Annotated in this window: 17 protein-coding genes; 10 read left to right on the plus strand and 7 right to left on the minus strand. The window is 61.8% G+C overall.

Annotated features, from left to right (window positions below; all coding sequences use genetic code 11):
- Positions 1-31: 31 nt before the first annotated feature.
- From dnaX to aceA, 3 genes are all read right to left on the minus strand, one after another.
- Positions 32-1,867 (minus strand): DNA polymerase III subunit gamma/tau, encoded by a 1,836-nt coding sequence (dnaX, locus tag BMX62_RS03510; protein WP_090204301.1) that lies wholly within the window; start codon positions 1,865-1,867, stop codon positions 32-34.
- A 118-nt stretch (positions 1,868-1,985) separates the two neighbouring features.
- Positions 1,986-2,480: a ribonuclease E activity regulator RraA gene (gene rraA, locus BMX62_RS03515; protein ID WP_090204304.1), complete on the minus strand. Its 495-nt coding sequence runs from the start codon at positions 2,478-2,480 to the stop codon at positions 1,986-1,988.
- A gap of 116 nt (positions 2,481-2,596) precedes the next feature.
- Positions 2,597-3,907, minus strand: a complete 1,311-nt coding sequence (gene aceA, locus BMX62_RS03520; RefSeq protein ID WP_090204307.1) for an isocitrate lyase — start codon at positions 3,905-3,907, stop codon at positions 2,597-2,599.
- 463 nt (positions 3,908-4,370) lie between these two features.
- Between aceA and aceK the strand changes: the two genes are divergently transcribed.
- Positions 4,371-6,125 carry a bifunctional isocitrate dehydrogenase kinase/phosphatase gene (aceK, locus tag BMX62_RS03525; protein WP_090204311.1) on the plus strand — a complete coding sequence of 585 codons (1,755 nt, stop codon included), beginning with the start codon at positions 4,371-4,373 and terminating at the stop codon, positions 6,123-6,125.
- Here the strand turns inward: aceK and BMX62_RS03530 are convergent.
- Both BMX62_RS03530 and BMX62_RS03535 read right to left on the minus strand, forming a co-directional pair.
- Positions 6,122-7,150: an agmatine deiminase family protein gene (locus BMX62_RS03530; RefSeq protein WP_090204314.1), complete on the minus strand. Its 1,029-nt coding sequence runs from the start codon at positions 7,148-7,150 to the stop codon at positions 6,122-6,124. The two genes, aceK and BMX62_RS03530, sit on opposite strands and share 4 nt — an antisense overlap.
- 38 nt (positions 7,151-7,188) lie before the next feature.
- Entirely contained in the window at positions 7,189-7,443 is a 255-nt protein-coding gene (locus tag BMX62_RS03535) for a hypothetical protein (protein ID WP_420795801.1), read from the minus strand.
- A 123-nt stretch (positions 7,444-7,566) separates the two neighbouring features.
- Here BMX62_RS03535 and sfsA point away from each other — a divergent pair, with 123 nt between their 5' ends.
- The 3 genes from sfsA to lolD all read left to right on the plus strand — a co-directional run bounded on the left by sfsA (position 7,567) and on the right by lolD (position 10,394).
- The gene (gene sfsA / locus BMX62_RS03540; RefSeq protein WP_090204319.1) at positions 7,567-8,268 is read left to right on the plus strand and encodes a DNA/RNA nuclease SfsA; all 702 of its coding nucleotides are present in this window, start codon (positions 7,567-7,569) and stop codon (positions 8,266-8,268) included.
- Between the two features lie 101 nt (positions 8,269-8,369).
- Positions 8,370-9,617: a lipoprotein-releasing ABC transporter permease subunit gene (locus tag BMX62_RS03545; protein WP_090204322.1), complete on the plus strand. Its 1,248-nt coding sequence runs from the start codon at positions 8,370-8,372 to the stop codon at positions 9,615-9,617.
- A 12-nt stretch (positions 9,618-9,629) separates the two neighbouring features.
- A complete protein-coding gene (gene lolD, locus BMX62_RS03550) occupies positions 9,630-10,394 on the plus strand; it encodes a lipoprotein-releasing ABC transporter ATP-binding protein LolD (protein WP_090204325.1) in 765 nt (254 codons plus the stop codon).
- Here lolD and BMX62_RS03555 read toward each other — a convergent pair.
- Positions 10,302-10,853, minus strand: coding sequence for a DUF2062 domain-containing protein (locus BMX62_RS03555; protein WP_090204328.1), 552 nt, complete (start codon positions 10,851-10,853; stop codon positions 10,302-10,304). The genes lolD and BMX62_RS03555 overlap by 93 nt on opposite strands.
- Positions 10,854-10,936: 83 nt before the next feature.
- On the opposite strand from BMX62_RS03555, the gene BMX62_RS03560 reads away from it, so the two are divergent.
- Positions 10,937-13,231, plus strand: coding sequence for a DNA internalization-related competence protein ComEC/Rec2 (locus tag BMX62_RS03560; RefSeq protein WP_238375839.1), 2,295 nt, complete (start codon positions 10,937-10,939; stop codon positions 13,229-13,231).
- Positions 13,232-13,250: 19 nt separating this feature from the next.
- Here the strand turns inward: BMX62_RS03560 and BMX62_RS03565 are convergent, their stop codons facing one another.
- Positions 13,251-13,751 carry an acyl-CoA thioesterase gene (locus BMX62_RS03565; RefSeq protein ID WP_090204335.1) on the minus strand — a complete coding sequence of 167 codons (501 nt, stop codon included), beginning with the start codon at positions 13,749-13,751 and terminating at the stop codon, positions 13,251-13,253.
- A 67-nt stretch (positions 13,752-13,818) separates the two neighbouring features.
- On the opposite strand from BMX62_RS03565, the gene BMX62_RS03570 reads away from it, so the two are divergent.
- Genes BMX62_RS03570 through BMX62_RS03590 form a run of 5 tightly spaced genes read left to right on the plus strand, consistent with a single transcriptional unit; the run spans position 13,819 to position 17,875 of the window.
- Positions 13,819-14,451: a MotA/TolQ/ExbB proton channel family protein gene (locus BMX62_RS03570; RefSeq protein WP_090204338.1), complete on the plus strand. Its 633-nt coding sequence runs from the start codon at positions 13,819-13,821 to the stop codon at positions 14,449-14,451.
- Entirely contained in the window at positions 14,448-14,867 is a 420-nt protein-coding gene (locus BMX62_RS03575) for an ExbD/TolR family protein (RefSeq protein WP_090204341.1), read from the plus strand. The genes BMX62_RS03570 and BMX62_RS03575 overlap by 4 nt, the downstream gene beginning before the upstream one ends.
- Entirely contained in the window at positions 14,864-16,651 is a 1,788-nt protein-coding gene (gene msbA, locus BMX62_RS03580) for a lipid A export permease/ATP-binding protein MsbA (protein WP_238375840.1), read from the plus strand. The genes BMX62_RS03575 and msbA overlap by 4 nt, the downstream gene beginning before the upstream one ends.
- A 14-nt stretch (positions 16,652-16,665) precedes the next feature.
- A complete protein-coding gene (lpxK, locus tag BMX62_RS03585; protein ID WP_090204344.1) occupies positions 16,666-17,673 on the plus strand; it encodes a tetraacyldisaccharide 4'-kinase in 1,008 nt (335 codons plus the stop codon).
- A gap of 7 nt (positions 17,674-17,680) precedes the next feature.
- The gene (locus BMX62_RS03590; protein ID WP_090204347.1) at positions 17,681-17,875 is read left to right on the plus strand and encodes a Trm112 family protein; all 195 of its coding nucleotides are present in this window, start codon (positions 17,681-17,683) and stop codon (positions 17,873-17,875) included.
- Positions 17,876-17,892: the final 17 nt, after the last annotated feature.

Raw genomic sequence — 17,892 nt, forward strand, 5'->3', positions numbered from 1 at the left:
GCCTCCCGATGGGTGAAACACGCGCCCGCGCTCAATCTTCTTCCACGGGGCGCACGGAACCGGCCACCAGCGCCGCATCAAAACGGGCTTTCAGGGCGCTGGCCACCGGGTCTTCTTCCATGTCCTGTTCGGCTGCCTGCTGTCGCTGGGCATGGGCTCTGGCTGCCGCCGCTGCCGGGGTGTCCGATGCAGGCTGTCCCGACCGGATGCGCACCCTGACATGCCGACCCAGCCGTGACTGCACGGCGGATTCCAGTTTTTGCAGGGACATATCCGTCTTCAAATGGTGGTATTTAGGCTCCAGGCCGAGCAGCAGTTCCTGGCCGTCGTAACCTTCCAGGGCGCAATGATTCACCAACTGCCCGGCCATGGCCCCCAGGCCCAGGGTGGGTACCAGTGCGCCCCAGTCCAGGGGCTGTGAGGCATTGGCCTGCCCGGTGCGCGGCGGCACGGGGGGTGTCGGCGCCGGAACCTCTCGTGCCGGGGTGGGCGGCACCGTGGCCACGGGAGGCGCATTTTCCTCGTCCAGCCAGGGTGGCGGCTCGGGCAGGTCTGACTCAACCGGCTCCGGGGCCACGGCCCGTGGAGGGGGTACCGGGTCCGGTGCTGCCACGGATGGCAGATCGGCACGTCCAACCGGCGCGGCCCGGGCAGGCCCGCCTTCCAGTTGGGCGAGGATATCCCGCGGCCCCCGGGGTACCGGCCCCGCCGGCCCGGGTGCCGCCGGCGTCGATTCGGCCCGGGGCGGCACGGGTGGTGCCGGTACCCGTGGAGCGGCATCGGCCACCGGACGAAAGGCCAGCATCCGCAACAGGACCATTTCCAGGCCGCTACGGGGCTCGGGCACCAGGGGCAAATCCCGACGCCCGATCAGGGCGATCTGATAAAAAAGCTGAATATCCTCGGGAGCCAGTTGCCGGGCCAGTTCGGCCAGGGCCTCTTGCTCATCCGGCAGATTGTCCAGCACCTCGGGCACCTGCTGGGCCAGGGCCAGATGATGCAACAGGGTAATCAGTTCCGCCAGCACCCCTCCATAGTCCGGGGACTGGGCCGACAGTTCTTCCACCACCGCCAGCACTGCCCGGGCCTCCCCGGCGGCCAGGGCCTGGAGCAGCCGCAGCAGATGATCCCGGGACATGGCGCCGAGCATCTCCCGCACTTCCTCCGTGCGCAGCGCCCCGTCACCAAACCCGATGGCCTGATCCAGCAGGCTCAGGGCGTCCCGCATGCTGCCCGAGGCGGCGCGGGCAATCTGCACCACGGCGGCAGGCTCCGCCTCGATGGCCTCTTGCCGCAGCACCTGGCTTAGATGATCGGCGATCATCGACGCCGGCATGGCCTTGAGATTGAACTGCAGGCAGCGGGACAGGATGGTGACCGGCAGTTTCTGGGGGTCGGTGGTGGCCAGCAGGAATTTCACATGGGGCGGCGGCTCTTCCAGGGTTTTGAGCAGGGCATTGAAGCTGTGGCTGGAGAGCATGTGCACTTCGTCGATCAGATAGACCTTGAAGCGCCCCCGGGTGGGGGCGTAGGGCACGTTTTCCAGCAGTTCCCGGGTATCTTCCACCTTGGTGCGGGAAGCGGCATCCACTTCGATCAGATCAATGAAGCGCCCGGCGTCGATTTCACGACAGGCCCCGCACTGGCCGCAGGGGGTGGCGGTCACCCCGGTTTCGCAGTTGAGGCACTTGGCCAGGACCCGGGCGATGGTGGTCTTGCCCACGCCCCGGGTACCGGTGAAAAGATAGGCATGGTGCAGCCGGTCCTCCCGCAGGGCATTGGACAGGGCACGCACCACATGGGGTTGTCCCACCAGTTCTTCGAAACTGCGGGGGCGCCACTTGCGGGCCAGAACCTGATAGCTCATGAATCTCGCTAAAGTTGCCGGAAAGGGTCATACGCCCGCACCGGCTCAAGAGCCGCGGGCACGAGGGGCCATGATAGCGCAGCAAAGGTCCTGGGTGGTGCAGCGATGACCCACTGGATCAGGCCGGCAACACCACAATGCCATCCTCATCGGCAAACAGGCGGTCGCCGGGCTTGAAGCTGACTCCGGCAAACTTCACCGGCACATTCACCTGCCCCACCCCCAGCTTGCGGCTCTTGAGAGGATGGGTGGCCAGGGCCTTCACCCCCAGGGGCATGCCGGCACAGGCCCGGGAATCCCGGATGCAGCCGTACATCACCACTCCGGCCCAGCCGTTCTTGACCGCCAGCATCGCCAGCTGATCCCCCAGCATGGCACAGCGCAGGGAACCGCCGGCATCCACCACCAACACCTTGCCGCGCCCATCCTCACCCAGCATCTCCCGGACCTTGCTGTTGTCCTCAAAACATTTGAGGGTCACGATCTGGCCAGAAAAGGCCCGCTCACCGCCAAAATCCTGAAACAGGGGGTCCGCCACCTGCAACCCCGGATGATCCTCGTATTCATCACACAGGTCCGCTGTTCCCTGAAAACTCAGTGCTTCGGAAGCCATGGTTCATCCCCTTGTGTAAATATATGAAAAAGAAAGGCCGTACCGCCATGCAGCGAGTACGGCCCGACCGGTTCACGGTGTGTCCCGGACACCAGAGGCATCCGGGATGGCGTGCATCAACCGTGGAACTGCTCTTCTTCGGTGGAACCGGCCAGCGCCTTGACGCTGGAGGAACCGCCCTGGATGACGGTGGTCACTTCGTCGAAGTAACCGGCACCCACTTCCTGCTGATGGGACACGAAGGTGTAGCCACGGTCACGGGCCTTGAACTCCGGCTCCTGCACCATTTCCACGTAGTGCTTCATGCCTTCGCCGCGGGCATAGTTGTAGGCGAAGTTGAAGGTATTGAACCAGTTGACGTGGATACCCGCCAGGGTGATGAACTGGTACTTGTAGCCCAGCGCGGACAGCTCATCCTGGAACTTGGCGATGGTCTTGTCGTCCAGATTCTTCTTCCAGTTGAAGGACGGGGAGCAGTTGTAGGACAGCAGCTTGCCGGGGCAGGCAGCGTGGACGGCCTGAGCGAACTCACGGGCAAAGCCCAGGTCCGGGGTGCCGGTTTCGCACCACACCAGATCGGCATAGGGGGCGTAGGCCACGCCACGGCTGATGGCCTGCTCCAGGCCGTTCTTGACCCGGTAGAAACCTTCCTGGGTCCGCTCGCCGGTGAGGAACGGCTTGTCGTTCTCATCGTGGTCGGAGGTGATCAGGTTGGCGGCTTCGGCGTCGGTACGGGCCAGCACGATGGTGGGCACGCCCATGACATCAGCGGCAAAACGGGCGGAGATCAGCTTTTCGATGGCCTCGCGGGTGGGCACCAGCACCTTGCCACCCATGTGACCGCACTTCTTCACGGCGGCCAGCTGGTCTTCGAAATGCACCCCGGCGGCACCGGCGGCGATCATGTTCTTCATCAGTTCGAAGGCATTGAGCACGCCACCAAAACCGGCTTCGGCGTCGGCCACGATGGGCAGGAAGTAATCCACATAACCTTCATCACCGGGGTTGATGCCGCGGGACCACTGGATCTCGTCGGCCCGCTTGAAGGTGTTGTTGATGCGACGCACCATGGTGGGCACGGAATCGTAGGCGTACAGGGACTGGTCCGGGTACATGGTTTCGGAGGTGTTGCCGTCGGCGGCCACCTGCCAGCCGGACAGGTACACGGCTTCCAGACCGGCCTTGGCCTGCTGCATCGCCTGACCGGCGGTGATGGCACCAAAGGCATTTACGTAGCCCTTCTTGGCCTCGCCATTGACCCGCTTCCACAGTTTCTCGGCACCCATGCGAGCCAGGGTGTACTCCGGCTGAACGGAGCCGCGCAGGCGGACCACGTCAGCAGCAGTGTAACCGCGCTTCACATTTTTCCAGCGGGGATTGTTGGCCCAGTCCGCTTCGAGCGCCTTGATCTGTTCTTCTCTGTTCATAGTACCTCCGCAAGGAAACCTGCAACTTGAGTTGCAGGAGGAATTGCAGCTGCGGTATGACAGCCGCTGGAATCGGTGTGGGCCTTTCACCCAATGGGCCGCGAGGCTCTGCCCGGTCAAGGGCCGGGTTTTGGGTCATTGTGCCCGCCTGTGGCGGGGGGTGCTGCTCGAAACCTGTCTTGCGCCACGAGCAGTGACCGGATCAAACCCCAGAGTTTTCCGTTAACCATTTAGCGGAAAGCCAGCAAGGGTAGTCCAGAAATGTTGCCGTGCGGAAAATAAATTTCAATATTGAATATTAAAAAATTAAATGCTGATGGAATTTTGGGGCAAATCCGGTTAATACTGACCCCGGTTTCAACCTGGGTTGTCCCCGTTTATGGCTGGACATTGGGCGCCCCATCTGGCCATGGATCTGGTAAATTTTCGTTGTCCCCGCCCAGCGACCATAGGTACCCCCGCGATGAATGAACGTGCGCGGCAGATTGCCCGCTCCATCCTGACCGGTTTCGAGCGTCATTTTTCATTTTTCCAGGAAATCACCAGCAGCGCCCGGGAGCGCTTTGAACATGCAGACTGGGAGGCGGTGCGTGCGGCCTCGGTGAAGCGCATCAGTTCCTACGATGAACGGGTCAACGAAACCCTGACCAAGGTCCGGGCCACCTTTGGCATCCGTACCCTGGAAGAACAGCTCTGGCAGCGGGTCAAAATTGCCTACATGGACCTGTTGCAGCGCCACTCCCGCCCAGAACTGGCCGAAACCTTCTACAACTCCGTGTTCTGCCGGCTGTTTGAGCGCAAGTATTACAACAACGACATGATTTTCCTGGAATCGGTGGCCGATCGCCAGGAACTGGCGGAGCGATACCGGGGGTATCTCTCCTTTCACACCCGTGACGGGGGGGTGGATACCTGCATCTGGGAAATTCTTTCCGCTTTTTACTTCAACCTGACCCACGCCGATCTGTCCAAGGATGTCCACAACATCGCCCGTGCCCTGGAGGCCCGCTCCGGGTTCGGTCCCGAAGCCATGGGAGATCTGCGTATTGATGTGCTGGAATTTCCCTTTTTCCGCAACAAGGCGGCCTACATCATCGGACGGGTGGTGCACGAGGGCAACAGTCATCCCTTCATTGTCCCTTTGAACAATATCGAGGGTATGGGCCTGGTGGCCGATGCCTTGCTCATCACCGAGGAAGAAGCCGAGGCGGTGTTCAGCTTTGCCCGGGCCTACTTTGTGGTGAAAACTCCGGTACCTGCCGCCACCGTCGCTTTTTTGCAGGATCTGATGCCGGACAAGCCGGTGGCTGAACTGTACATGAGCATCGGCTTTCACAAACAGGCCAAAAACGAGTTCTACCGGGATTTTCTGCACCATCTGGACAACAGTAGCGATCATTTTTCCATCGCCCCGGGCACTCCTGGTCTGGTCATGGTGGTGTTTACCCTGCCCTCGTATCCCTATGTGTTCAAGGTGATCAAGGATCGCTTTCCGCCCCAGAAGGATGTCACCCATGAACTGATCGAACGTCGCTACCTGCAGGTGAAAATGCATGATCGGGTGGGCCGGATGGCCGATACCCTGGAATTTTCCGAAGTGGCGTTTCCCCTGGCGCGGTTTTCACCGGAACTGCTGGAGGTACTCAAAAACGAAGTCACTTCTCAGGTGGATGTGGGCGGGGACAATCTGGTCATCAAGCATCTTTATATCGAAAAGCGCATGTTGCCTCTGGATGTGTACCTGGAACAGGCTGATGAGGTCTGCACCCGCGCTGCCCTGGAAGAATGGGGGCTGGCCATCAAGCAGTTGATCGGTGTGAATATCTTTCCTGGAGATTTACTGTTCAAAAACTTCGGTGTGACCGATAGTGGCAAGGTGGTGTTCTATGACTATGATGAAATCTGCTACCTGACGGAGTGTCATTTTCGCAAAATTCCCCCTCCCGCCTTCCCTGAAGATGAACTCAGTTCCGAGGCCTGGTATTCCGCAGGTCCCAATGAGATTTTTCCCGAGGAATTTCCCACTTTCCTGAGTACCGATCCGAGAATACGGCGCATGCTGATGCAGTTACATCGAGACCTGTTCGACTATCGCTACTGGCAACGCCGACAGGAGGATGTAAAAAAAGGGATTCACGGGGATGTCTTTCCCTACCCCCAGAGCGTGCGGTTTGACACCCGTCTGCGCCCGGAAGCTCAGGCGGCCAGTTCCCTTTAAGGATCGGCAGGCAGTTGCATGGTGACACAATGCAGGCTGCCGAACTGATGAATCAGGGCACGGCAGTCGATGCCGACTATGTCCCGATCTGGAAATGCCTGGGCCAGCCGGGCCAGGCAGATCCTGTCGTTGGGATCGCCATAGGTGGGTACCAGCACCGCCCCATTAATGATCAAAAAGTTGGCATGGGTGGCGGGCAGTCGTTGCCCTTCCTCGTTATGGATGGGGGCCGGCAGGGGCAACGGGATCAGATGGTAGGGTTCACCTGCAGGCGTTCTGAAGGTCTCCAGTTCTGCGGTCATGGCGGCCAGCGGCCCGTGGTGGGGGTCCTGCGGGTCTTCACAGACCACATGGGCAATGGTATCCGGGCTGCACAGTCGGGCCAGGGTGTCCACATGGCTGTCGGTATCGTCCCCTGCAAGATGTCCTTGGCTCAGCCACAGGATGCGTTCCACACCCAACTCCCGCCGTAGTACGGCCTCGATGCCGGCCTCGTCCAGGTCGGGATTGCGGGTGGGGGTGAGCAGGCACTGGCGGGTGGTGAGCAGGGTGCCCAGACCGTCCGACTCGATGGCGCCCCCTTCCAGCACGAAGTCCACCGAAGTCAGGGGCAGATTGCCAAAGACCCCTTGTGGGTGCAGTCGCCGGGTGATGGCATTATCCGCCTTTGCCGGATACTTGCCGCCCCAGCCGTTGAAGGTGAAGTCCAGCATCAGCAGGCCGTCGTCGGCCAGCACGGTGATGGGGCCATGATCCCGCGCCCAGGTATCATCGGCGGGGGCCAGTCCGGTGATGACCTGGGTCATATCCACGCCCGCCCGTGCAAGGTGTTGGCAGACATGGGCTTGATGGGCCGCATTCTGACAGGTGACCACCAGACCCTGACGCAGGGTGACCTCATGGGCAATCCGGCAGAAAACCGCTTCGGCCTGTTTCAGGATTGGTGCCCAATCGGTATCCGGGTGGGGCCAGGTGAGCATCACGGCGCTTTGGGGTGCCCATTCAGGAAGCAGGGTACGGGACATGGCAGTCTCTTTGGTGGATGGGCTGGGAGATTGATGGTTTAGGGGGTATCGGCCCACTGGCCAAACACCACGGTATGAATCACATGGGCACCTTCAAAGACCACGGCAAACTGATCATAGTCCCAACGGGTGATGGGGGGCTGTCCCACCGTGGGATGCCGGGTGTGGGGTTCGCCGTGGTAGCGGATGACCGTGTTTTGATGCATGCCACGCTGGGGCTGTTCCGACAATCGCACCACTTGCGGCTCCCCGTTGGGCATGACCAGAACATCAGCAGCCACGGGGGACCCCATAAGCAGGGCTCCGGCAAGGACTGTACGCAAGGCATACATGCTTGACATCGTGATTCCAAAGTCGAGTGATGTGCCTGAATATAGCATTCCCTTCACACATTTATTCATGGAGTTTCCGCTTCGATGATATTTTCCCAGCCCCTGATCCCCGGCAAGCTGCAGCGGCGTTACAAGCGTTTTCTGGCCGATGTGCTGATGGACGATGGTGAGATCCTCACTGCCCATTGCCCCAATACCGGTGCCATGCTGGGTTGTATGACACCAGGGTCACGGGTCTGGTTGAGCCGGTCTGATGATCCCAGACGCAAGTACCCTCATACCTGGGAAATGGTGGAGGCCGATGGAGTGATGGTGGGGATCCATACCGGTCGCAGCAATGCCCTGGTGGAGGAGGCAATCCGCGCTGGCAGGGTGCCGGAGCTGGCGGGGTTCACTCAACTGCGCCGGGAGGTGAGCTATGGTCAGCATAACAGCCGCATTGATCTGCTGCTGCATCTGGAAGGGAGAGACTGCTATGTGGAGGTGAAAAATGTCACCGCTGCGGTGCAGGGGGGCGTGGCCCTGTTTCCCGACGCGGTATCCAGTCGCGCCAGCAAACATCTGCGGGAGTTGATGGCCATGGTGGAAGCCGGGCATCGGGCAATGCTGATTTTTTGTGTCCAGCGGGAGGATGTACAGTGTGTCCGGCCTGCAGATTCCATCGACCCTGAGTACGGGATGTGGCTGCGCCGTGCCCGTGACGCCGGGGTGGAGACCCTGGCGCTGGGTGCCCAGGTCTCACCGGACCGGATTGAACTGATACGTCCCCTGCCAGTGGATATGTGACCATATCCAGGGCAGCTTGCCGCCTTGAGGGATGGGGCTGCCCGGTGAAGAAACAGCCGGTAACCATATAATTTCAACCTGGCCTGTGATTTAATCCGCCCATGTTTCGACCCCTTGAGATCTTTGTCGGCCTGCGCTACACCCGCGCCAAGCGCCGCAATCATTTTATCTCCTTCATCTCCCTGATCTCCATGATGGGGGTCGCCCTGGGCGTGACCGCGTTAATTACGGTGTTGTCGGTGATGAACGGCTTTGAACGGGAACTGCGGGAGCGCATCCTGGGCATGACTTCCCACGCTACCATTGCCGAGTTCGATGGCCGCCTGCGCCATTGGCCCGAGGTGATGGCCCAGGTGGAGGGGGCCGAGCGGGTGGTGGGCGTGGCGCCATTTGTGGAAGCAGAAGGCATGTTCTCCAGTGGCCGGCAGGTGAGCGGTGCCATGATCCGTGGCGTGGTGCCCGACCTGGAGGCCAGGGTTTCCCAGGTGGGTGAACACATTATCCTGGGCGAGATGGAGGGGTTACAGCCGGGGCGCTTTGGTGTGGTGCTGGGACGAGAACTGGCCCTGGCCCTGGGGGTCGGTCTGGGGGATCGGGTGACCCTGATCACACCCCAGGCTGCGGTGACTCCGGTGGGCGTGTTGCCCCGTATGCGTCGCCTGGATGTGGTGGGAATATTCGAGGTGGGGATGTTTGAATATGACCGCAGTAGCGCCTTCATTCACCTGGATGATGCCCGGCAGATTTACCGGCTGGACGATGCCGTGACCGGGTTGCGCCTGAAACTGGATGACATGATGCGGGCACCGCTGATTGCCCGACAGGTGGCCGCCGAGTTGGACGGGCGGTTCTGGGTCAATGACTGGACCCGCCAGCATGCCAATTTCTTCCGGGCGGTGCAGACGGAAAAAACCATCATGTTCATCATCCTGTCCCTGATCGTGGCGGTGGCGGCCTTTAACATTGTCTCTACCTTGGTGATGGTGGTGATTGACAAGCAATCGGACATTGCCATCCTGCGCACCCTGGGCATGACGCCATTGTCGGTGATGTTGGTGTTCATGGTTCAGGGAACGTTGATCGGGCTGGTGGGCACAGTGCTCGGGGTGATCGGAGGGGTCAGTCTGGCCCTGAACGTGGAAACCATCGTGCCCGCCATTGAATCCCTCCTGGGACTTAAATTCCTGTCGCCGGATGTGTACTACATCTCCGATCTGCCCTCGGACCTCAAGCTGTACGATGTGACGCGGGTGGGTCTGCTGGCTTTTGGGTTGACGGTGGTGGCCACCCTGTATCCGGCCTGGCGAGCTTCCCGCACCCAGCCGGCTGACGCCCTTCGCTACGATTAACGGGAGAACAGCATGGTGGATCGGCAACCTGTGATCCAGTGCCAGGGCCTGGGTAAAACCTTTGACGAAGGCGGACTGGCGGTCACGGTCCTGAGTGCCGTGGACCTGGCGGTGCAGCCGGGGGAAAAACTGGCCATTGTGGGGACTTCCGGCAGTGGCAAAAGTACCCTGTTGCATTTGTTGGGAGGGCTGGATTTGCCCAGTCAGGGCACCGTCAGCATCTGCGGCCAGGATGTGGCCCGCCTGTCCGATGCCCGGCGTGGTCGGCTGCGCAATCGGCATCTGGGGTTCATCTATCAGTTTCATCACCTGCTGCCAGAGTTTACCGCTCTGGAAAACGTGGCCATGCCTTTGCTGATCCGTGGTGAGCCGCCCGCCAAGGCGGCAGAGCAGGCCAAAAACCTGCTGACCCAGGTGGGCCTGGCAGAGCGGATCGCCCACAAGCCAGGGGAACTGTCCGGTGGAGAGCGGCAACGGGCGGCCATTGCCCGCGCCCTGATCACCGATCCTCAGGCCGTGTTGGCCGATGAACCCACCGGTAATCTGGACCGGGCCCGGGCAGAGGAAATCTTCCAGCTGATGCTGCATCTGAACCGTCAGTTGGGCACTGCCTTTGTGGTGGTCACCCATGACATGCAACTGGCAGAGCGCATGGACCGGATCATGATGCTGGAAGCCGGTCAGCTACGACCGTGGTGTCGATCCACCCCGGCGGCCCAGACGGGGCAGACGTCGCCGCTTGAGATCCAGTCGTCGCAGGATATGCAGTCGCCATAGCAACCGGATGGCAATATATCCCCCCAGTCCTGCAGTGACGCTCATGACCAGGCTGCCCAGCAGCAGCGGTTTCCAGATCACCACCAGTTCTCCGGTGAACCAGGACAGGTTCAACTCAAAGGACAGGCCCCTGGGTGGCTCTCCCATCAGGAATCGCCCGATGGTATACGCGGCATAGTAGATGGGGGCCATGGTGACCGGATTGCTGATCCATACCAGCAGGACGGCAATGGGCAGGTTCACCCGGACAATGATGGCCAGGGCCGCTGCGGTCAGCATTTGGGCCGGAATGGGCAAAAAAGCCACGAACAACCCCACACCGAAGGCGCCGGCTACAGAGCGTCGGTTCAGGTGCCACAGGTTAGGGTCATTGAGGACTGCGCCGAAAAAACGTAGAGATTCATGCTCCCTGACTTTGTGGTAAGTTGGAAACAGGCTCTTGATGAGCTTTTTTGCCATGGATGATTGCAGGGTTCAAGACGCCCCGGAGTGCAAGTCTCGGTAGGGCTGTCCGTTATGGATTCGATTCCAGGGAGTGGAAGATGCAAAGCCAGGCTTTGGCGTTTCTCATCGGCGTGATGGTCCTTCATGGTGCGCCCCATCTGCCGGCCCTCGTCTGGGCCTGTCTTTGCTTGATCCTGCTTCCATTCTACAGGTTCGTCCCCCTGGTGCGATGGCCGGCCATCGCCCTGTTGGGGTTTTCCTGGGCTTTGGTCCATGCCCATCTGGTGTCCGGGCCACCCCTGTCTTCAACGTTGTCTGGCCAGGATGTGACGGTCATCGGGATTGTAGATTCGCTGCCTGAATCCCTGGAGCGGGGGGTTCGCTTCGGTCTGCGCATCGAGGGAGTGGCCCACGGCGCCCTGGATGATCACCAGACCCTGCCCCGACGGGTGAGGGTGGCCTGGTATGGCCATCACCCCGAGCTGGTGCCGGGGGAGCGCTGGGAACTGACCCTGCGCCTGCGGCGCCCCTCGGGGTTTCGTAATCCTGGCGGTTTTGATTATGAGGGCTGGTTGTTTCGCCAGGGCTACGGTGCCACCGCCTATGTACGCGATCCAGTTTCGGCCCGGCGACTGGGTATGGATCAGCGCCTGATTTTTCAGATTCACCGAATTCGGGCCGGGTTGGTCACCCAGATGGCACAGGTGCTGGAGGATCGGCCCTATGTGGGGATCTTGCAGGCACTGGCGGCAGGTGACCGGAGCGGGATTACCCAGGCCCAGTGGACCACCCTGATTGATACCGGCACCAATCACCTGATGGCCATTTCTGGCCTGCATGTGGGGCTGATGGCCGGGATGGGGTATGGCCTGGTGCTCTGGGGCTGGCGTCGGGTGCCAGCCCTGGCCCTGCGGCTACCGGCTCAGCGGGCGGCGGTGATCGGCGCCCTGATCTGTGCTGCCGGTTATGCCGCCCTGGCAGGATTTGCCATTCCTACCCAGCGGGCTTTGGCCATGTTGGTGGTGGCTCTGGGGGCGTTGTGGTTGGGGCGGGTGGCTCGGCCCAGTCGAACCCTGGCCCTGGCCTTGGTGGTCGTACTGTGTCTGGACCCCAGGGCAGTCCTGGATGCGGGATTTTGGCTCTCATTTGCTGCTGTGGGTGTGATCCTGTATGCCATGACAGGTCGGCTGCGCCGTCCGGGCAAGATGGAAAGTGTGCTGCGTATCCAGTGGGTGGCCGGGGTGGGTTTGTTGCCCCTGACTTTGGTGATGTTCCAGCATGGTTCGCTGATTTCTCCCCTGGCCAATCTGGTGGCGGTCCCTTGGGTCAGTGTGGTGGTGGTTCCCCTGACTTTGGGCGGTGTACTGTTATCGCCACTGTTGCCCTGGGTTGCCCAATGGTGCTGGCTGGCGGCCCATCTGGCCGTGAGTCTGCTCTGGCCCCTGCTGGAATACATGGCCGCCTGGCCCTGGTCCCCGTGGCGGGCGGCGCCTCCGTTGTGGACCCTGTGGCCGGCCCTGCTGGGGCTGGCCCTGATCCTGGCGCCCCGAGCCTTGCCCGCCCGCTGGCTGGGGGTGCTGTTGCTGCTGCCCATGCTCTGGCCGGCCAGGCCGTCACTGCAGCCGGGGGAGTTCCGGCTCACCGTACTGGATGTGGGTCAGGGGCTGGCCACGGTGGTGCAGACCCGGGACCATACCCTGGTTTACGACACCGGCCCCCGCTTCAGCCCGCGCTTTGATGCTGGCTCGGCGGCGGTGGTGCCTTATCTGCGGCATCAGGGCCGGGAGCAGATAGATCGGCTGGTGGTGAGCCACAGTGACAACGATCATATCGGCGGCGCCCCGGCTATTCTGGACAGTCTTCGGGTGGGGGAGGTGCTGAGCCGGTCTCCCGAACGGTTACCCCATGCCCTGAGCCGGGAATGTCTGCGGGGGGAGACCTGGCAATGGGACGGGGTGACGTTCCGTATGCTGCATCCGCCGCCGGGCTGGGGAGATGATAACGAGTCTTCCTGTGTGCTCCATGTGAGCGGCCCCGGGGGATCGGTGCTGTTGCCTGGGGATGTGGAGCGACTGGGAGAGGCCGTGCTGGTGCGTGGTGAAGGGGAAGGGCTGGCTGCGGATGTATTGCTGTTGCCCCATCATGGTTCGCGCACGTCCTCATCAGAGGCCCTGCTGGACCAGGTATCACCCCGGCTGGCCCTGGTGAGTACCGGTTTTGCAAACCGCCTGGGGCATCCCCATGAAGAAGTCCTCCAACGGCTTCGGGTCCGTGACATCCCCCTGCTGGACCCGGCCCATGAAGGCGCCCTGCGGGTGGACTTCGTGCCGGGGGAGGGGGTCGTCGTGCAGCCGGGGCACCGGCACGCGGCCCGCCGCCACTGGCACCGCTGAGGCGTCGATCAGCGCCGTTTCATGCGCCCGGCGCTGGCCGGTACTGCTGGCGAATCTGCTCGTGCCGGCGTTCGATCTCCTGGCGCAGTTCCCGGCGCATGACGGCATTCTCGTAGCGGCGTTGTTCAGTGGGGGTTTCAATGTTCAGGGGAGGCACCCGCACCGGGCGGCCATTGCCGTCCACCGCCACCATGCTGAAGTAGGAGGTCATGGCATGACGGCTGTGGTGCTTGATGATGTCCTCGGCGATGACCCGGATGCCCACTTCCATGGAGGTCTTGCCGGTGTAATTGACCGAGGCCAGAAAGGTCACCAGTTCGCCCACCCTGAGGGGTTCGCGGAAAAAGACCTGATCCACCGACAGGGTGACCACATAGTTGTTGGAATAACGGGCGGCGCAGGCATAGGCGGCCTGGTCCAGTAGCCGGAGGGTGGCGCCGCCGTGGACATGGCCGGAAAAATTGGCCATGTCCGGGGTCATCAGCACGCTCATGGTGAGGGTCTTTTGCTGTTTTTCCATTTTTCCTTCAAGCCCCTGTTTCAAGTATCATGCCCTCCAGTGAAATCAACCCGGAGAGACGCAAGACGTGTTTGAACTGGTCAAGGCCGGTGGCTGGCTGATGCTGCCCATCATCGCATGTTCGGTGATGGCGCTGGCCATTGTGATCGAGCGTTTCTGGACCTTGCGCCGCCGGCGGGTGGTCCCTCCCCGGTTGGTGGTACAGATCTGGCAATGGATTCAGGCCGGTGAACTGGATGATGCCCGCATCCGCACCCTGCGGGAAGGCTCTCCCCTGGGACGAATCCTGGCCACCGGGCTGGTGAATCGCCACAGTTCCCGTGAGGTGATGAAGGAAACCATCGAGGAAACTGGCCGGCGGGTCAGCCACGAACTGGAACGCTTTCTCAACACCTTGGGCACCATCGCCGCCATCACCCCCCTGCTGGGATTGTTGGGTACCGTGGTGGGCATGATACAGGTGTTTTCCGTCATCACGGCAGTGGGGGTGGGTCATCCCGGCGAACTGGCCGCTGGCATCTCCCAGGCCCTGATCACCACGGCGGCGGGAATCTCCGTGGCCATTCCTGCCATGATCTTTCACCGTTATTTCCGGGGCCGGGTGGATGAGCTGGTGCTGGACATGGAGCAGGAAGCCATCAAGCTGGTGGAAGTGCTCAAGGGGGAACGGGTGGCAGCCCCCGGAGTCAAGCCGTCTTGAATTTTCGTCATCGACAGACCGAGGAGATCGGGGTCAACCTCACGCCCCTGATCGACGTGGTGTTTTTGCTGCTGATTTTTTTCATGGTGTCCACCACCTTTGACCGTCATGGGGTGCTGAACCTGGAATTGCCCCAGGCTGAGGTTGTATCACAAGATAATGTGCCTGATGCCGTGGAACTGATGATCGATGCCCAGGGCCGCTATATCCTCGATGGTGCCGAGTTGAGCAATACCCGTCCTGAAACCCTGCGGGCCGCACTGGGGGCGCAGTTGGGAGGGCGGGATGATGTTCCCCTGGTGATCCGGGCCGATGCCCGCACCTCGCACCAGTCCGTGGTCACCGCCATGGATGTGGCCGGGCGCCTGGGGGTATCCCGCCTGTCCATCGCCACCCTGGGCAGTGACCCGGAATGAGTCGCCCTGCTTCATTGCCCGGACAGAGCCAGTATCAGATCCCCGGCATGGAGGTCTATCGCCGGCTGCTGTCCCATTCCCTGCAATACTGGCCCTATCTGCTGGTGGCCCTGGTGGCCATGCTCGTCACCGCCGCTACCGAGGTGGGCTTTGCCGCCCTCATGCGGCCCCTGATGGACGGCAGTTTCGTGGACCGGGACCCGGATGCCATCCGCTGGATTCCCCTGGCCATCATCGGCATCTTCTTCATCCGTGGCGTGGCGGAATTTTTGTCCAACTACACCATGAAATGGGTGGGCCGGCAGGTGGTGAAGGAACTGCGGGGGCGCATGTTCCGGCATCTGCTGCAGATGCCGGTGCCCTATTTTGACCGCCATGCCGGCGGTCAGATCATTTCCCGTCTGACCTATAACGTGGAACAGGTGGCGGCAGCTTCCACCGACAGCATCACCATCCTGATCCGGGATACGGTCACGGTCCTGGGTCTGCTGGGATGGATGCTGTACCTGAACTGGAAGCTCACCCTGGCGGTACTCATCGTGGCCCCGGCGGTGGCCTTTGCGGTGGACCGGGTGACCCGGCGGTTTCGCAAGATCAGCCGACGCATCCAGGCTTCCATGGGGGATGTGACCCACGTGGCCGGCGAGGTGATGGACGGCAACCGGGTGGTGAAGATTTTTGGCGGCGAGGACTACGAACAGTCCCGCTTCGACGAGATCAACGAACGCAACCGCCGCCTGCATATGAAAATGGTGGCCACCCAGGCCAGCAATCTGCCCATCATCCAGTTCTTCGTCGCCATCGCCCTGGCCCTGATCGTATGGATCGCCACCCATGAATCCCTGCTTCAGGAGGTATCGGTGGGGACTTTTGTCTCCTTCATCACCGCCATGCTGCTGCTGTTGACCCCGGTGCGCCGTCTGGTCAATGTCAATGCCCTGCTGCAAAAGGGCATCGCCGCCGGACAGAACATCTTCGGCCTGCTGGATGAGCCTCTGGAGCGGGATCAGGGCACCCTGTCCCTGGATCGGGCCAGGGGAGACATCCAGTTGCGGGATGTGAGCTTCAGCTACGATGCCGCCAAGGGGGATGTACTGCGGCAGATCAACCTTGACGTGGCTCCGGGGGAAACCGTAGCCCTGGTGGGCCGTTCCGGCAGTGGCAAGACCACGCTGGTCAACCTGTTGCCCCGTTTTTATGAACCCCAGCAGGGTCAGGTGCTGCTGGACGGGGTGGACATTCGCCAGTACCGCCTGGCAGATCTGCGTCGCCAGATTGCCTATGTGGGGCAGCATGTGACCCTGTTCAATGACACCATCGCCAATAACATCGCCTACGGCAGCCCGGTGGACCCCTCTGATGAGCGCCGGATTCTGGCGGCGGCAGAAGCGGCCCAGGCCATGACATTCATCCGTCGTCTGCCGGAAGGACTCAATACCCTGGTGGGGGATAACGGGGTTTTGCTCTCCGGTGGTCAGCGGCAGCGTCTGGCCATCGCCCGGGCCCTGCTCAAGGATGCGCCCATCCTGATTCTGGACGAGGCCACCTCGGCCCTGGACACCGAGGCGGAACGGCATATCCAGAAGGCACTGGATCATTTGCTGAAAAATCGCACCACCCTGGTCATTGCCCATCGCCTGTCCACGGTGGAAAAGGCTGATCGCATCGTGGTGATGCAGGATGGGGCCATCCTGGAGACCGGCACCCATCGGGATCTGTTGGCCCAGGACGGCCTGTATGCCCATCTGCACCGTTTGCAGTTCAGTGATAACGGGTTGGATTAGAGGCTTGGGGGAGCATGGGGCCGGTGAAATCCCTGGATCATTACTGGAACGACCGTAACCCGGTAGCCCTGGCCCTGTATCCCCTGTCGCTGCTGTATACCGCCGTGGTCCTGCTCAACCGGGTCCGGCATCGTCACCGCAACCGTGATCGTCCCCGACTGCCGGTGCGGGGGGTGATCGTGGTGGGCAACCTGACCGTGGGGGGGACCGGCAAGACCCCCATGGTGGTCTGGCTCTGTGGCCTGCTCAAGGACCACGGCTACCGGCCCGGCGTGGTCAGTCGGGGGTACGGGGGGCAGGCCCGGCACTGGCCCCGGTTGGTGACGCCGGAGAGCGATCCGGCTCAGGTGGGGGACGAGCCGGTGCTGATGGCCATACGTAGTGGGTGTCCGGTCTACGTGGACCCGGATCGCAATCGGGCGGCGCGGGCGCTGCTGGCGGCCCATGACTGTGACATCATCGTCGCCGACGACGGCCTGCAGCACCATGCCCTGCAGCGGGATCTGGAGATTGTCATGGTGGATGGCCAAAGACGCTTGGGTAACGGCCTGTGTCTGCCGGCGGGTCCGTTGCGCGAGCCGCCGGGACGACTGGACGAGGTGGACTTTGTGGTGATCAACGGCACCCCCCGACCCGGCGAGCAGGCCATGCAGCTCACCGGCACCCTGGCCTTGTCGCTGCAACAGCCACAGCAGGTCATGGCCCTGGAAGCCCTGTGGGGCCAGCGGGTCCATGCCCTGGCAGGGATCGGGCATCCGCCCCGCTTTTTTGACATGCTCACGGCAGCCGGTCTGGAGGTGATCCCCCATGCTTTTCCGGATCATCATCCCTACACGGTGGATGAGATACGCTTTGATGACGGCCTTCCGGTACTGATGACCGAGAAGGATGCCGTAAAATGCCGGGACATGGCCGGTCCCGAACACTGGTTCGTACCCGTCAGCGCCGTGCCCGAGCCGGCTCTGGCGTCGGCAATACTCCGTGCGGTTCAGACCCTGGACCGCCTTCACCGCTTGAGGTAATGGAACGATGGACAAACGCTTGCTCGATATTCTGGTCTGCCCGGTCACCAAGGGTCCCCTGATCCATGACAAGGAACGGAGCGAACTCGTCTCCCGCGGCGCCCGGCTGGCCTATCCCATTCGGGATGATATTCCGGTGATGCTGGAAGACGAAGCCCGCCAGCTGACGGAAGAAGAACTGGAGAAGTCAAAGGACAAGTGATCCCTCTGGGATCATCC

It is taken from the genome of Ectothiorhodospira magna (assembly GCF_900110965.1).
Lineage (GTDB): Bacteria > Pseudomonadota > Gammaproteobacteria > Ectothiorhodospirales > Ectothiorhodospiraceae > Ectothiorhodospira > Ectothiorhodospira magna.

Excerpts from the sequence above, each read along its gene's own strand:
- msbA (WP_238375840.1), top strand. The coding sequence starts at position 14,864 with ATGAGTCGCCCTGCTTCATTGCCCGGACAGAGCCAGTATCAGATCCCC.
- lolD (WP_090204325.1), top strand. The coding sequence starts at position 9,630 with ATGGTGGATCGGCAACCTGTGATCCAGTGCCAGGGCCTGGGTAAAACC.
- BMX62_RS03530 (WP_090204314.1), bottom strand. The coding sequence starts at position 7,150 with ATGTCCCGTACCCTGCTTCCTGAATGGGCACCCCAAAGCGCCGTGATG.
- BMX62_RS03535 (WP_420795801.1), bottom strand. The coding sequence starts at position 7,443 with ATGGGGTCCCCCGTGGCTGCTGATGTTCTGGTCATGCCCAACGGGGAG.
- rraA (WP_090204304.1), bottom strand. The coding sequence starts at position 2,480 with ATGGCTTCCGAAGCACTGAGTTTTCAGGGAACAGCGGACCTGTGTGAT.
- lpxK (WP_090204344.1), top strand. The coding sequence starts at position 16,666 with ATGGGGCCGGTGAAATCCCTGGATCATTACTGGAACGACCGTAACCCG.
- dnaX (WP_090204301.1), bottom strand. The coding sequence starts at position 1,867 with ATGAGCTATCAGGTTCTGGCCCGCAAGTGGCGCCCCCGCAGTTTCGAA.
- aceA (WP_090204307.1), bottom strand. The coding sequence starts at position 3,907 with ATGAACAGAGAAGAACAGATCAAGGCGCTCGAAGCGGACTGGGCCAAC.
- BMX62_RS03565 (WP_090204335.1), bottom strand. The coding sequence starts at position 13,751 with ATGGAAAAACAGCAAAAGACCCTCACCATGAGCGTGCTGATGACCCCG.
- BMX62_RS03560 (WP_238375839.1), top strand. The coding sequence starts at position 10,937 with ATGCAAAGCCAGGCTTTGGCGTTTCTCATCGGCGTGATGGTCCTTCAT.
- BMX62_RS03590 (WP_090204347.1), top strand. The coding sequence starts at position 17,681 with ATGGACAAACGCTTGCTCGATATTCTGGTCTGCCCGGTCACCAAGGGT.
- sfsA (WP_090204319.1), top strand. The coding sequence starts at position 7,567 with ATGATATTTTCCCAGCCCCTGATCCCCGGCAAGCTGCAGCGGCGTTAC.
- aceK (WP_090204311.1), top strand. The coding sequence starts at position 4,371 with ATGAATGAACGTGCGCGGCAGATTGCCCGCTCCATCCTGACCGGTTTC.
- BMX62_RS03545 (WP_090204322.1), top strand. The coding sequence starts at position 8,370 with ATGTTTCGACCCCTTGAGATCTTTGTCGGCCTGCGCTACACCCGCGCC.
- BMX62_RS03555 (WP_090204328.1), bottom strand. The coding sequence starts at position 10,853 with ATGGCAAAAAAGCTCATCAAGAGCCTGTTTCCAACTTACCACAAAGTC.